10 protein-coding genes and 2 pseudogenes are annotated in these 16,261 nt (G+C 37.0%); 2 read left to right on the plus strand and 10 right to left on the minus strand.

Features of this window, described 5'->3' with window-relative positions:
- Nucleotides 1-238: 238 nt before the first annotated feature.
- From JCM17102_RS31215 to JCM17102_RS03635, 6 genes and pseudogenes are all read right to left on the minus strand, one after another.
- Entirely contained in the window at nt 239-1,324 is a 1,086-nt protein-coding gene (locus tag JCM17102_RS31215) for a glutaminase domain-containing protein (protein WP_306302454.1), read from the minus strand.
- Between the two features lie 21 nt (nt 1,325-1,345).
- Nucleotides 1,346-1,576: pseudogene (locus tag JCM17102_RS31220) on the minus strand (hypothetical protein); the annotation flags it as partial.
- A gap of 25 nt (nt 1,577-1,601) precedes the next feature.
- Nucleotides 1,602-3,128: a DUF4964 domain-containing protein gene (locus tag JCM17102_RS31225; protein ID WP_275564314.1), complete on the minus strand. Its 1,527-nt coding sequence runs from the start codon at nt 3,126-3,128 to the stop codon at nt 1,602-1,604.
- 26 nt (nt 3,129-3,154) lie between these two features.
- A complete protein-coding gene (locus JCM17102_RS28795; RefSeq protein ID WP_025074026.1) occupies nt 3,155-3,823 on the minus strand; it encodes a hypothetical protein in 669 nt (222 codons plus the stop codon).
- 134 nt (nt 3,824-3,957) lie between these two features.
- Nucleotides 3,958-5,973 carry a transglutaminase domain-containing protein gene (locus JCM17102_RS03630; protein ID WP_025074027.1) on the minus strand — a complete coding sequence of 672 codons (2,016 nt, stop codon included), beginning with the start codon at nt 5,971-5,973 and terminating at the stop codon, nt 3,958-3,960.
- A gap of 409 nt (nt 5,974-6,382) precedes the next feature.
- The gene (locus tag JCM17102_RS03635) at nt 6,383-8,188 is read right to left on the minus strand and encodes an AMP-dependent synthetase/ligase (protein ID WP_025074028.1); all 1,806 of its coding nucleotides are present in this window, start codon (nt 8,186-8,188) and stop codon (nt 6,383-6,385) included.
- A gap of 110 nt (nt 8,189-8,298) precedes the next feature.
- Between JCM17102_RS03635 and JCM17102_RS03640 the strand changes: the two genes are divergently transcribed.
- Together JCM17102_RS03640 and JCM17102_RS21870 are read left to right on the plus strand one after the other, a co-directional pair.
- Entirely contained in the window at nt 8,299-9,366 is a 1,068-nt protein-coding gene (locus JCM17102_RS03640) for a M20 family metallo-hydrolase (protein ID WP_025074029.1), read from the plus strand.
- Nucleotides 9,367-9,521: 155 nt separating this feature from the next.
- Nucleotides 9,522-9,992, plus strand: coding sequence for a helix-turn-helix transcriptional regulator (locus tag JCM17102_RS21870; RefSeq protein WP_025074030.1), 471 nt, complete (start codon nt 9,522-9,524; stop codon nt 9,990-9,992).
- Between the two features lie 1,096 nt (nt 9,993-11,088).
- Here the strand turns inward: JCM17102_RS21870 and JCM17102_RS21875 are convergent.
- The 4 genes and pseudogenes from JCM17102_RS21875 to JCM17102_RS30605 form a co-directional block, all read right to left on the minus strand.
- The gene (locus JCM17102_RS21875) at nt 11,089-13,974 is read right to left on the minus strand and encodes a glutaminase family protein (RefSeq protein WP_275564315.1); all 2,886 of its coding nucleotides are present in this window, start codon (nt 13,972-13,974) and stop codon (nt 11,089-11,091) included.
- Entirely contained in the window at nt 13,971-14,198 is a 228-nt protein-coding gene (locus JCM17102_RS26030) for a hypothetical protein (RefSeq protein ID WP_025074032.1), read from the minus strand. Before JCM17102_RS26030 ends, JCM17102_RS21875 begins: the two co-directional genes overlap by 4 nt.
- A 521-nt stretch (nt 14,199-14,719) precedes the next feature.
- A complete protein-coding gene (locus JCM17102_RS03665) occupies nt 14,720-15,430 on the minus strand; it encodes a hypothetical protein (RefSeq protein ID WP_033886499.1) in 711 nt (236 codons plus the stop codon).
- A 200-nt stretch (nt 15,431-15,630) separates the two neighbouring features.
- Nucleotides 15,631-16,261, minus strand: a pseudogene (locus JCM17102_RS30605) (O-antigen ligase family protein); the annotation flags it as partial.

Here is a 16,261-nt window from a genome sequence, read left to right on the forward strand (position 1 = left end):
ATCTACTAGTTTATCTGAAGTAAAAAAGATAGATCCTCCAATAAGAATAAAAAAAAATATCTTATCAATATATACTGCCAAGTTTTTCATTATTTCTCTATAAATTTATAAATCACATTTCTAATAAACAAGACTACGTTACATTTAAGGCGTTGAAAGAAATTCTTTCATGCCCCCTCTAGCACAGTCTTATCTGTTATTCATACAAATCATCGATCTTCTAAAATCGTGCTATATCTTATTTGCTCTCATTTAATTTCTTTTCCAGCAACTGGATAAAATAACCTCCTACTACCGGTCTTCCCCAATATTTTGTTAAAGTCCCTTTGTCAGATACATGATAAGCATCCGGCATTGGTACACGAGTTTTGGTTTCATTCATAAACAGATAAAGCGGGAGAAGAAACTTACGAAACTGCACACTGTCTTTGCTCAAAGAAGCAATCCAAACACTCCACTCTGCCTTTACATTATTTGTTTCGCTGTCTAGTGGGCAACCATAAGTACCCAACTTCGTAGTATAAAAAGCTATTTCCTGCTCTATAACTCTTTCAGGGAAAATATTCAACCCAAGTAATCTATCCCAAACCAAATTATATTTCTGCCCCCAACTATCCGGCCGGTCAAAAGCCAATCGGTAATGATCCCCATCATTAGCCAGCATTTCCCATTCTTTCGACATCTCTTTAGCTGCCGTCAGATATTTATCCGCCTCTTCCTGCTTTTCCAACATCTTTGCCAGTAAAGCATATGAAGCAACCCCTAAAATTCCTTTGACAGATAAGTTGGCATGATGTGGACAACGGGCAACAAAGCTACCTGCATTCATTTGTCCTTTCGTATCCGTCCCATTCTCTAAAAGATAGTTGGCCCATTTCGACAAAGTCTCCCAGTGTTTTTCCGCATAACTCACGTCCTGTTCCACTTCAGCCATAGCAGCCACCATGATCAGCATATTTCCAGCTTCTTCCACAGGAAAATCTGCTCCTTTTCCCGGTCCATTAACAAACGGATATCCTCCCAAGTCATGAGCTGGATACGGTTTATTCCATTTTCCACTCTCACTATAATAAAAGAAAGGAGCAAGCATCGCTTTCAATATCTCCGGATTATAATAAAGGAATAACGGTGAAGCAGCATAATAAGAATCGACAGTGCCAACCAGTGGAGTAAAATAAAGCATTTCATTTTCTGAAGTTTCAGACATTTGAAAAGATGCTACAGTCTGATGGTAAGCCAATGCACAAAGTTCTGCATATTCTTTTCCTCCAACAAGATACGCCTGCTCCATCAGCCGACGGTCGAAAGCATAACACTTAGCCATCACTTCCTTATAATCTTTTTCTGCATTTTCATACAGTTCCTCTATCTTCTTTGTACCCTCTTTATTCCAATATGGGAACAAGTCCTCTCCAAAATAAGACATCGTATAGAGTCCATCAAAAGAGATCGTCAAATGTTGTGGAAATTCACTGTCCAATTCCAACTCCTGTGCAAACGCTGTATATCGTTTTTCATTAGACTTGCGCATTTCCTTTAAACTTCCTTCTTTCATAAAGTGCGTACGCATTTCTGCGGCATCTCCTTGAGCATATGTAACCTCATCCTTTGTACCTAGATATAAATATCCCCAACCGGAGCATCTTTCTCTTTATCGACCCATAGCTTTTGGTTTTCGCGACCAGTTTCATTAGCACTAAGCCATCTTTTTCATATATTTGTGTAGTCTGTCCTGCACGAAATGTTTTATGTGGATCAACTTCAAAATAAATTGCCACATCATGCTCTTTACCGTCTAAAGCTTTAGCCTGATAAGAAATATAATTCACCGGTTGACTAAGAACTTTCAAATCATTCAATAAATAAGGAGTTGTGAAAGTAAGCTTCAATTCCACATCTCCACACTTAAACCTATAATGAGTCTGAGTAGCTTGCACATCAACAGATTTCTGTACAGCTTCTTTAGGTTCAGCATACAAACCAAAGTCAGCCCAAGCCTTTCCACCCCAATTTTCACAACGGGCGGCTATTAGTGCTTCTCCATTCTTCATTGTTTCAACAATTGAATCCGGGATTTCTGCCCGAACATCATTTTTTGCCTTAAATCCGGAGCTCACCAATTGCTTTCCATTAATAAACAACCGAATCGCATCATTATGTGAATAACGTATACAAAGCTGTTTGTTTTTCACCAGTAAAGAATCGAAAACAACTTTCCTCCTTACCCAAAGTCTTGAGGTATTCCAAGGAGTATGTACATCTTGTTCACCTTCTGTACCAAACATTGCCTCTCCTTCCGCCCAAGTACTATCGTTAAAAGTTGCCGTTGTCCAAGTTTCATCCGGTTTTTCTGTGGTATATCTCCCCTGCCATTTTCCCATAGGCGCAACCTTCTCTATAAGAATTTCCGGTTCATCTACAAACAATCCGAAATCCAGTAATGCACTTTTTCCCTTATTCTCACAATGAGCAGCCAGCAATGCCTTTCCTCCTCTCATCGTATCTAAAATAGAATCTGGAATTTCCACTTTTACGTTCGATGCTGTACCGTCTATTTTATTGACCAATTGTTTTCCATTAATATATAATTGAAGACCATCATCATGAGAATAACGTAGACAAATTTTCCTATGCTCAAGCAGATACGGATCAACATCCACCTCCCTCCGTACCCATATATCCGATGAAAGCCACTGAGTCTTCACCTCTCGTTTATCCTTCGTTCCAAACGCACCTTCTCCTAACTGCCAGTATTTATCATCAAATCCCGGCTGTTCCCAACCGGGCTCCGGCATAAGACTAGTGAATTTCCCTTCCCATTTTTCAGAATCGAAAGCCATCGGCGCAATCGCCTGCATTGGTAATTCTTCACTTCCCATAAATCGGTATATCACAGCATCTACCCGTAGAAATCCCACAAAAGGAAAAGCTTTCCCATTTGTAAAAGTAATATTTCTATCGGTTAATTTATCCGCAGAAGACCACAAACGTACCTGTGGATGAAGTGAGAACAGTGGATAAGACGGGGCACGCAATTCATTTTTTATCGTTTCGTCAGAATACTTTGTCCCCCTTGTACATGCCATCACCACAAAAATGAATAGCAAAAAAATAAGATGTTTTGCCATAATTACCTTGTTAATTGATTCAACCTCTACTTATCAATAGAAAAAGCAAATGACTTCTCCAACTGATCACAATACTTTCTTCCGCCTATTTCATATCGAAAAGTACCCGCATAAGATCCCTGCAAACGATTTAAATTCTTTTGATAAACCATTCCCATTCCTCCTTGAAATTTACAACGCGACCCATTGGGTGAGATTTCATATTTCACGATATGAACCTCTTTCTTTTGAGAATTATAAATATACCAAACTGTACAAACTAGTTCTACACTGTTTGAGTGTGCACTTTGATAAACACTAGCTTCCCGTTTACACAATTGAATATTTTCGTCTATCTGAGTCAGTTCACATAACTTCCACTGAAAAGTCGTATCAATAGGATTTTCTTTTGCAAAAGTAAATCCTGTACCAACTTGATGTGAAAATTCCCCTTTTTCAATTCCTTCACATATTTTTTTAAGTCCATCATAGATTTCTTGTTTCCGTTCAGGAGAAAGCTCTGTTTTCAGAATAGAATAATCTATGTAAAACACACTACTCATAGTTTTCCATATTTCATATTCTTTTGGTGTAACTCTTTCTTTTACCCATTCAGGTACTGAGTCTAATGGAGCTCTATCACTAAAAGGGGTCTGAGCATTACCTGCTAATGATAATAACAGAGTAAATGCAATTATTATATTTTTAATTCTCATATCTCGTAATCAATTATAAATAACAAAATTCACAAGCAACAAAAGCAACCAGTATTCCTACAAGGAATAAAGGAAATTTTAATTTCTTCATTTCTACTTTCATTTAGTTAAACAATATTTTATTATAAACTTCATTATTTCCAAACCTGCTTTCCATTTTCATAGGCAAAAATTCTTTCCTGCGTACCACGAGAATAATTTTTCAATAGTAATAAAGCATTAACAGGAACATCTTTATAGACCAAAGTATCTGCCTTGGAAATCTGTACACCAAAAGAATCCCATTTATCCCTTCCAATACAGCAAAATAATTCGTATTCATCTCCCGGACGTATATAATTATCATAGTTACGAGGCGTATAAACAATCCTCCCTATCCGCTTAGGACTGCCTAAATCTAAACCAGCCCACCCACCGGAAGCCGCCAAACAATCGAAAGATGTCTCTGTATTACCATCGAACACATTCGGATATTCATGTGAACCATCTTTTTGATAACAACCGGGAGTCCCCATCGCTCTCCCTTTCAATGGAATAGTATCATTAACTGCATAAAAAGTAATTTCAGCCACATTACAATGTGCCTCCTCAGGACCAACATAACGAATATAGCGATAAGGTTTCACAGAATTAAGATAAACAACTGTTTGTAACCGTTCCGGTTTACGCCCTATCATATGTATGATCTCCTTCTGCTGAAAAGCCGGATCATTACTCACTTCAAAAGTTCCTCCAAGCATACGATTTTGAAACTTTTCTTCCGATTGCAACGGGTACTTGGAAAACAAAGTAACATCTTGCACACTATCTAATGGAGTGAAGAAATGAAATTCATTAGAAATTGTCACTTCAAACGGATCAGTCCAAAAACGGAGATGCCCTTGCTCATAAGTAGCTACACGCATTACAGGTCCTCTTTGTATATTTGAAAAAACTAAATTTTGCCCGTCAAATTCGGTCCATGCTACAGGCTCCCAACTCATCCGGCTACTAGCACAAAGATAAGCAATACGCGAATGTGGTTTACCCTTATAAATTAACTTCGACGGAATCTTCAACTCTTTCTTATAACTTTTTGCATATAAATCTGTAACATCAATAACATGAGGACTTTTAAAAAAAGGAACAACAACAGAATCTAGTTTTTGCATTTCCTCTTTCATATCACAATTAAGACTAAAAGTATTACGATAGACTTTTATCTTAGAGGAACCATATATCTTGCTATTTCGTACTTCTTTCAAAGCGTCTAGAAATTCCTGATAATACAAGTCACCATACCTACCGGAAAATGATACCCATTGGTGACCGTCATTTCCATCACCATGAATTGGCATGAAATCGATAGCACAGGGAATTCCCAAGGCACGACATACATATACAACATAATCGGAAAGTTCCCGACAGCTTCCTGTTCTGTTCTGAGCGACCTCCGGTCCTACATGAGGAAGTTCAGGAGGAACAGTTGTAGTGAAAAACTTACTCCTTTTACGCAAAGAATCCAGCAGACAACGTGCTGCAACAGCCGGATCATCTTTATCAACTATATCTGAAATACGGAAAGAATCAAGCAAATGATTATATTTATGATATATATCTTCACGCCAATCACTCAATGTCTCATTCGCAATACGATACGGAAGAATATACTCACAAAAATCTGTAAATGATACATTTTTTCCCCAAGGTTGTTCATACCAAACCTTAAATGCCCATTCAATATTATTACATAAATAAGCAGAATCGACTGTTTCAATATCCTTATAGGATTGCAAAGAGTCCAGATGAAAAGGCCCATACATATAATAGACCGAATCGACCACCGCTCGAGGAGTAATATTGGTACCGCGAGTTTCACGCAACAATGAATAGAAAGTAAGATACTGCTCCAAGCGTTCACCTTTATAATATGTATAATATGGCATATTTTCTATCAGGAAACAAGCGGCACGATATTTAAGACTATCTGCCGGATGTAACCGATAATAAGACAAAACTTTTTCAAGCTCAGACCGATTATTTTTAGCTTGTTGAAGAGCTGTATCTAATAAAGAGGGTATATGTGACTCCTTTCTTATCTCTGAACAAGAATAGAAACTAACTATTATTGTAAGCAAAGAAATAAAAATCAATTTTATTGGTGTTTTCATTTTATATCTGATTTAGTCAACACAAACATATACAATTGTTCCTCAAATATACGCAACATATTGCTAATAAGCAAGATATTGTTACATTCACATTTTTATAATCAACTGATTATAAATCAAATAAAACCTACAGCTATTTACTTTAGAAGAGATATTGTAACATGTCGGATATATCAATCTGAATCATATCTCTCTGAATACTACATATAAGTAAGGTTTTTCCAATAAAAATATATAAGAAGTAGAAAACATAAAAAGGACTACAAGCCAATAGTTATATTCCAACTCTCGATGAGAAAATAGAGCGAAATAAGAAGGACAATATTCCTAACTTACAAATTATAAATAAAGCTGCCTTATTTTTTAAGACAGCCTTATCCATCATTCTTTAGCCAAAATATGTTATCAATTACTCTTCGTACATTTTCTCAATCACATCTTTATAATTAACAGCCACAACAGAACGCTTTAACTTTAAAGTATTAGTCAATTCTCCACGTTCCATACTAAACGGTTCAGCGAGTAAAGTAAATCGCTTAATCTGCTCATAATGGGCAAACTGCTGCTGCAACGTCTCAATTCGTGCACGGAACAAACCTTGAACTTTAGGATGCAGTAAAAGTTCATTCATATTCTTATATTCAATTCCCTTTTCTTCTGCATACTCTTTTACCAATCCATATACCGGCACGATCAACGCAGAAACAAATTTACGTTGGTCGGCAATAATCGCAATCTGATCAATATAACGGTCGATAACCAGTTTTGTTTCCAAAGCTTGCGGAGCAACGTATTTACCATTCGATGTTTTAAACAAATCCTTGATACGCTCAGTCAGATAAAGTTGTCCGTTCTTAAAATAACCAGCATCTCCCGTATGGAACCAACCTTCAGGATCAATGGCAGCAGCGGTTGCCTCAGCTTTCCTGTAGTATCCTTTGGTAATACTTTTACCACGAAGCAAAATCTCATTATTATCTCCGATCTTCACTTCCAATCCCGGCAATACTACACCTACCGAACCTATGTCGTAACCGATTGGCAATGCGCACGATACAGTAGCTGTGGATTCAGTCAATCCGTATCCCACTACCATGTTAATCCCTACAGAATGTACAAATTCAGTAATCTCATCAGGAACAGCCGCCCCGGCAGTTGGAAAGAAATTACCATTCTCAATACCGATTGTCTTCTTCAGTAATGAATAAATAGTCTTCTCATAAAATTTATATTTAAGCTGGTTCATCACCGGAGGAGTCTTTCCCAGACGCAGATAATCCAAGTTATGAACCTTACCAACCCTAATAGCATCCAACATTAATGCTTTCTTCACACCGGTAGTCTCATTAATCTTCTCTTGCACACCGGCATATACCTTCTCCCAAAAACGAGGAACACTGCACATCAGCGTCGGACGGATTTCTTTAATCGTAGTCTGAATATCAGCAGGACGGAGATTGATACAGATCTGTACTCCTTTATGAATACAGAGATAACACCACGCTTTCTCAAAAACATGCGTCAACGGAAGGAAATTCATGGAAACATCCTTATCCGACATCGTAGTCAAACGTTCGTCATGCGTATGAAACTGTTCCAGATAACAAGAATGATGCAACATCACCCCTTTAGGTTCTCCGGTAGTTCCGGAAGTATAAAGAATATTCGCCAGATCGTCATAAGAAGCATGTGTCGTACGCTCTTCTACAATTTGATTATGAGGAAGTCCTTCTCCCATCACCATAAACTCATCAAAATAGATAGAAGATACATCGCGCGGATCTTTTACCACAGAACGATCGAAAATTATCAATTGTTTCAGAGATGAGCAAAAGCCGAAAATACTGAAAGCTGAATCATACTGATACTGTTCCCCGACAAAAAGATAGCGGATTTGCGCATCATTAATAATATATTGTGCTTGTGCAGGCGAACTCGTTGCATAAAAAGGGATAGTCACTGCCCGATTTGCAAAAGCTCCGAAGTCTACATAAAACCATTCGGGCATATTCTGTGAGAAAATACCTATATTCTCTTGTTCTTCGATTTCCAATGCAACAAACGCATTTGCTGCTTGTCTTACAGTTTGCGAAAACTGGTTCCAAGTAATTGGAAGCCATTGTGCTGTCTCGTAGTCCCGGTATTTCAGTGCTACCTTGTCGCCATACTTTTCAGCCTGACGATGAACCAAGACAGATAAATGATGATAAGTCATACGCTTTGTATTAGTAAATATGCTACAAAGGTATTAGTTTTATTTGAAACAATTGCGCAAAACGACTATCTTTGTGCAATTTAAAATACTATCTAAAATCAATCTACACAATGAACTATGATATTTCGTCTATGGCGGCAGAGGCTGTAAGTCTGCTCAAATCACTAATCAGTATTCCTTCGCTCAGCCGCGAAGAAACCCAAGCCGCTGATTTTTTACAAAATTATATCGAAGCCGAAGGGATGCAGGCAGGGCGTAAAGGAAACAATGTCTGGTGTCTCAGTCCAATGTTCGACCTGAAAAAGCCAACTATCCTGCTCAATTCTCATATTGACACCGTAAAACCTGTAAATGGCTGGCGCAAAGATCCGTTTACCCCACGCGAAGAAAATGGAAAACTGTATGGATTGGGAAGTAATGATGCCGGAGCAAGTGTAGTCTCTCTCTTACAGGTGTTCCTGCAACTATGTCGAACTTCACAAAGTTATAATCTGATTTATTTAGCTTCCTGCGAAGAAGAAATATCCGGTAAAAATGGGATCGAAAGTGTATTGCCAGGACTTCCTCCGATAAACTTTGCAATTGTGGGGGAACCCACAGAGATGCAACCTGCTATTGCCGAAAAAGGATTAATGGTACTGGACGTCACAGCCACAGGAAAGGCAGGGCATGCCGCACGCAATGAAGGTGATAATGCAATTTATAAAGTATTGGACGATATCAAATGGTTTCGCGATTATCAATTTGAGAAAGAATCTCCTTTGCTAGGACCTGTGAAAACGAGTGTTACAGTTATTAATGCCGGCACACAGCATAATGTAGTTCCTGATAAATGTACATTTGTCGTCGATATCCGTAGTAATGAGCTGTATTCTAATGAAGAATTGTTTGCAGAAATCAAGAAACATATTTCCTGTGATGCTCAAGCACGTTCTTTCCGCCTCAACTCATCACGAATCGACGAAAAACATCCGTTTGTGCAAAAGGCAATGAAGTTGGGACGTGCACCGTTTGGGTCTCCCACCTTATCGGATCAAGCATTAATGCCCTTTTCATCGGTAAAAATCGGTCCGGGACGCTCTTCACGTTCACATACTGCTGAAGAATATATTATGTTGAAAGAGATAGAAGAAGCTATCAAAATCTATCTGGAATTACTTGACGGACTAAAATTATAAATTGACCAATCAAATAAAACTGGAATTATCAGTTCCCTTCTATTAGTTCCAACCAGCAAACCGTGTACAAATCACCTGACAGGCCATTTGTACACGGTCAAAATATAAACTTTCACATATTCACACTCTATATTTGCCCAAAAATAAGATCAATTATGGGAATTATCTATTGTACTTTTATCACATTATTTGCATTCTTCATCAGTAGAAAAATTGTCCGACGTGCTTTGGCAAAATCAGAACATGCAACCCAAGCTGTCGCATTGGATGTTTATATGAATTCTCTCCAAGGGAAGAACAATAGTACTGTAAACGAGAACGAAATAAATCAGTTACTACATTCTCCATCCAGATTGACTAAAGAGCACTGGAACCGCCTGGAAATATACATAAACCAGTCACAGCATTATTTTGCCGCAAAATTGCGTCAAAACTATCCTTCACTTACCGAAGACGATATTCATATCATCTTATTAATGCGAATGGGATTAGATCATAAAGAAATTGCAATATTCTGCAATATATTGATGAGTTCGCTACGGACAAGACGCAGCCGCCTAAAGAAAAAAATGAAAGCAGATTGTGACTCCATCTCAGATTTCATTAGAGAGCTTTATAAAGACTAACAATATACAAATTCAAAACACCATAAAAAACAAAGTATGAAAAATTTCTTTCTATTTCTATCTGAGCTTACTATCATAGTTAGCGGCATGCTACTCATTCAGTTTTTCTGTCCCATCAATATAGACATTATGACTTTTGCTATAACGGGAATCTTATCAATTGCCATCTTTGTAATTTATACATACATTATGGACAAAACATTACTACCGAAGCTAAAAAAAATACTTATAATAACTGTAATGACAATTCTTGGTACTATATTTACCTTTTTAGTATATAAATATTCAGTAAGAAAAGAACTGAATACGTTTGCAGCATTATATTTCACAACAACATCCATGGTAGGTAATTTTTATCTAAAATACATTTATGCGCCTAAAAAGACAGAATGATGAAGGAAAATCTGTTTTCATATCATCAAACAAATCATATTTCCAAGAAAAAGATTGAGAAGCTTATATTCAAACATCCCATAGTTTGAAAAAAACATCAAAGTAAATGAAAACAAACTTCCCATTGATTGAGTAGGGATAAATGAAACAATTAACTATGTACATAATGGAACAACGATCAGTCCGATAAGAAAAGTACGAAAGAAAAAAAGGCTGGCAGGAACTACAACCATGAATAACTTCTTCCTCCAAATAGAGTCTAGTAAACAAGTTACAACTCCAATTAGATATGGAAGATAGTTTTCACAACATAGAACATGTTTCCCCCATGTTGTTCCTGCCAAACCTAATATCTACATATTAAAGAATATATTTCCTAATTAAGAAAACAAGCTTCTTTCTATTTCAAGCTATTCACTGAACCTGCTTGATCTGGAAATAACAAGATAACTCAATAAACTAACACCATTAATGATTTCATCTTATTATTTTGTTATTGCAAAGATAGAGCAATTTTGATAGCCAGACAAGAGGGCGTTACAGAACAAGCTCCCATACACATCTGATTTTAAGCAAATTAGCAAACATATAATTTATTATTAGAACCCTATTGTAACATTCCAAGCTCATTTTTGACATACACTTGAACTAATAATTCTATTTCTGAGCAAATATTTCCATCGGACATTTATTTAATTCTGTTCTAATAACCTAATAAAATACCCCCGACCACCGAACGACCGCGAAAGTCTATCACCTTTGATTGATCTGTATTTATCAAATCCGCCATTGGCACACGATCTTTTGTCTCGTTCATAAACTTATGAAGTGGTAGAATAAACTTTCTGAACGTCGTACTATCTGTACTCAATGAGCCTGTCCATACCATCCAATCAGTTTTCGTATAACTATGTCTGCTATCCAACGGACAACCAAACTCATTCATCTTAGTCAGATAGAAATCCATTTCTTTCTGGATTATTCTCTCCGGGAAAAGGTTCAAGTCAAGCAATCTATCCCATATCAAATTATATTTCATTCCCCAACTATCCGGTTGGTCGAAAGCTAAACGATAATGGTCTCCGGCATAAGCAGATTCCTCCCATTCTTTAACCATCTCACAGGCAGCATCCATATATTTCTTCGCTTCTTCTTTCTTATTTAGCATTTCCGCCAACTTTGCATACGAAGCAATACCTAAAATACTTTTAGCAGATAAATTAGCATGGTGATGACATCCCCCTGCAAAATTATCCGTTGTCAATTGATCCCCTGTATCCGTACCAATTTCCAATAAATACCCTGCCCAATGTGTTAGCGTCTCCCAATGCTTTTCTGCATACGAAGCGTTCTTCTCCATTTTAGCAATGGCAGCAGTCATTATCAAAGCATTTCCTGCCTCTTCTATAGGCATATCACCGCCTACCGTTTGCCCGTTCACAATCGGATAACCACCGAGATCATGCACAGGGTAAGGTTTCCCCCATTTCCCACTTTCACTATAATAAAAGAAAGGATTCAACATCGCTTCCACCAACTTCGGATTATAACGAAGATAAAGCGGAGAAGCCGGATAATATTCATCAACCGGTCCTACCTGCGGAGTAAAATAAAGCAATTCTCCATCTGATGATTCCGACATCTGAAAAGCAGAAACCGACTGTCGATATGCCAAAGCACAAAGTTCTGCATATTCTTTTCCTCCGACAAGATAAGCATCTGCCATTAATTGGCGATCGAATTCATAACATTTAGCCATCACCTCTTTATATTCCTCTTCAGCTTCCACATATAAATCCTCTATGGTCTTTTCTCCATTCCTATTCCAATAAGGGAGTAAGTCTTCACCAAAATAAGCCATCGTATACAAACCATCAAATGCAGCAGTCAGATGTTGAGGAAAGTTGCTATTCAGATCCAACTTTTGCGCAAATGCAGCATAACGCTTTTCATTTGACCTTCTCATTTGTTTCAGATCACCTTCTCTCATAAAGTAGGCACGCATTTCAGCAGCGTCTCCCTGTGCGTAAGTAACATCATCCTTCGTTCCCAAATAGAAATATCCCCATGCACGATCTTCCCTCTCTTTATTTACCCATAATTTCTGATTCTCTTTTCCAGTCTTCATCAATGCCAATCCATCTTTCTCATACATCTGCGTAGATTGTCCGGCATCAAATGCTTTGTGTGGGTCTACTTCAAAATAGATAGCAACATCGTGTTCTTTATCATCCAATGCCTTAGCCTGATAAGAAATGTAATTAACGGGACGGGCGAAAGTTTCTAAATCATCGAGTAAATAAGGAGCAGTAAAACTAAGTTTCAGTTCCACGTCTCCACATTCAAATGTATAGTGTGTTTGCGTAGCCTGTACATCTATCGATTTTTGTTTGGCTTTCTTCGATTCGGCATATAAACCGAAATCTACCAACGCACCTCCCATCCGGTTCTCACAATGGGCAGCGATCACTACCTGTCCGTCTTTCATGGTATCTACAATCGAATCCGGAATATTCACTCTCAAGTCACTCTTCCATTCATATCCGGTATTAACCAACTGCATTCCATTTATATACAATTGGAAGACATCATCATGAGAATAACGTAAATAGATCTGTTTATTCTTTGCCAATAACGGATCGAACGTTAATGTCCGTCTCACCCAGATGTTGGATGAAAGCCACGATGTATGGACATTTCGCTGGTCACTGGTACCAAAAGCAGCTTGTCCCTCAGTCCATGTAGTATCATCAAATCCAGCTTTTTCCCAATTTTCTTCAGGTTGTTCCATCGTATATTTTCCAGTCCATCCACTTTCATAAGAAATAGAAGCTAACGTTTCAACAGGAATAGTCGGTTCTTCTGCAAAAAGTCCAAAGTCCACTAATCCACCTCCGGTACGATTTTCACAATGGGCAGCAATTATAGCTTTCCCACCTTTCATTGTTTGCAGAATAGAGTCTGGAATTTCCACCTTAAAATTTGCCCCCCAATCATAGCCGGTACTTACTAATTGTTTTCCATTGATATATAGTTGAAAGACATCATCATGAGAATAACGTAGATAAATTTTCTTATGTTCCAGTAAATAGGGATCTATATCCACTTCCCTACGCACCCAAATATCAGGTGAAACCCACAATGTCTTTGCTTCCCACATTTCAGATGTACCAAACGCACCTTCCGATATTTGCCAACGTTTGTCATCAAATCCGGGCTGTTCCCAACCTTCATCAGGAACCAGACAGGTAAACTTAGCTTCCCACTTTTCATGATCAAGTGCCATCGGAGCAATAGCTTGCATCGGTAAATCTTTACTTCCCATGAAACGATACATAACACCATCTACCCTCAAAAATCCCACAAAGGGTAACTGTGTGTTACCACCAAATGTTACATTCTGCTTATTCAGCTCGTCGGTCATAGACCACAGTTTCATCTGCGGATGCAAAGTCAGTAACGGATAAGCCGGAGCACGAAGATCGCTTCTTGTCGTTTCATCAGAATACGGTGTACTTTCGCAAGCTGCCGATGCGACTATCAGCAAACATACAAACATTTTTTTTATCATCACTTTGTATTTCCTCATTTCTCTTGTATCTCAGCTTTATAACGTTCATACAGTTTTTTCATATCATTCCGATTACGTCCCTTCACCACTATCACAGGCGTAACCTTATCTATCTCGATAATTCTTACCAAGAATTTATCGTCCTTTTCTAGCTCTCTATCAAACATAATAAGCATATTACGCAGATCATCACTTCCTATAACCAAAATCTCATCACATAAATATGAATATCCATGCGCCAAAAGCCATAAAGGTTATGGCTATCAGAAGCCGCAATTATGAGCTCCTGATAGTTTATCTTTATTTCTAAACCACTTACAACAATCAAGTATCATTAAAAGAAGATGAAGATAATCTCACACGTTTTGTGGCTCATCATAGTGCATTGTCTTAGGTTGCGGATTACTACAGTCAGCCCTAAACAACCCAAAAGTTAAAACACTCAATATCATACCTCTCATATTCATTGACATTTGTTATAAAATAATTCGAATACCTACTAAATAATCCATTACAAACACATTCAATCTATATTGGAATTAAAAAATAAGACAAAGCAAGCAGAGTTGTAGAAATAATGTATACTATCAATTTTCCACTGTGCCTAAATAAGAAATAAAGTATACAAGAAATAATCACCCAACCAATTAGTATTTTAATTAAGTTATGATGTTTTTCCAAAGGATCCAAAACATAAAGGTATATATTGATAAAAAACAAAACAATACTGATTAACCTTATAATTATATTCTTCATAATATCATCAATTTATTTCTGCACGATATGTTGGAGGATATATTATACCTGTAGTAGGAGACCATGAAGACACTTCTTTCAATGTTATCCCATTAGTCGATCCTGATCGAGCATGATCATCTTGAATCTTTGAAAGTTGTGCATCAGTTAATCCCCCATAAATTGTAACAATAGTCGATGCTAAAGTACCATAAATACCTCCCACAGCCAATGCTTCTAAAAAAGTGATTGTACTATTTGCAGTCCTCATTGCGTTTAACACTGTTATAGTTTCTTGATTATCTAAAATAGTAAGTTTGGTCATCATTTGAGGACCACCTATCATTTCAGACTGAGCTCTTGGAGTAGCAATACGGAATTTCAATTCGAAAGGATTTCTTATTATAATTCCTTCTGTATTATTTTTAAAATACGAATAAGCTTCATATTGCATATTGAGACGATTTACTGTTTTTTTAACTAACCCAAATACAGCATCTGACATATTCATATCTTTTGCAGAATAGACAGTTAAATAACATATATCATCTTCCACAACAAAATGATCTTCTATTCTTTGAAAAGCCTCATCTATAATTATTAACTCTTCTTCCGGAGATAAATCATCCGAACAATCCAGATATTTACCAGCTACAGGTTCATTCTCTATTTCTAACATTTCTCCAAAATCATTACTGCAACCTCCAAACAAACTCGTTATAACTATAATGAGGTACATAACGCTAGATTTTTAAATATTCTATTCATAATATTGAATTTTATTTTTATTATGCGAATTGTTTAACTACTGTGATGTAAGTACTATAATCAACTTATATTCTTGAATGACTCGCTTTCATCCTTCTTACTATTTCTTTCATTTCATACCATAAACTAATAATTTTAGCTTTATAAATTAACATCTTTCTCAAAAAGATATTATATCTCATGTTTCCTATTCTTATTTCCAGAAAATTCAAGTTCTTTCATTATCTTAGATTTTATCCGCTTAATGAATACAGAATTTACCTTAGTTGGTTTTTTCTGTATTTTTTTAGCTATCAAAAACGCTTCTTCTCTATTCCCAACTTCTTTATACAATTCATATAATTGATAAAGTGGAACAAAACGACAGGGACACATCATGGATGCACTAATATAATATTTCTCGGCCAGATCATTCTTATTTAGTTGCTGGTAATTCTCTCCTATGATTAATTCCAAATCATAATCAGCCCAATATTGACGACATTCCAAAGCTACCTGCAAGCTTTCTTCATATTGCTTATCTTCCAATAAAACAGCAGCATAGTTATAAAGAAAATAAGGATTATCCGCAAAAGTTTTTTTTAGTTTCCCATACGAAGGAAGAGCCTTATTATATGATCCGCAAAGTGCAAGTTTGGAGATCTTACCCCACTCTAATTCTGCCTGTATACGTTCCACTAACTTATAAGTACCTATTACTGAGCATCCTAGTACCAGCACACCTATCATATTTCGCCTCCATTCCACAGCAAGAAAATCCTTAATATATTCTTTGGTTATAATAAAGACGGACAAGAAAACA

This window comes from Bacteroides faecichinchillae JCM 17102, assembly GCF_000614145.1.
GTDB classification, from domain to species: Bacteria; Bacteroidota; Bacteroidia; order Bacteroidales; family Bacteroidaceae; genus Bacteroides; species Bacteroides faecichinchillae.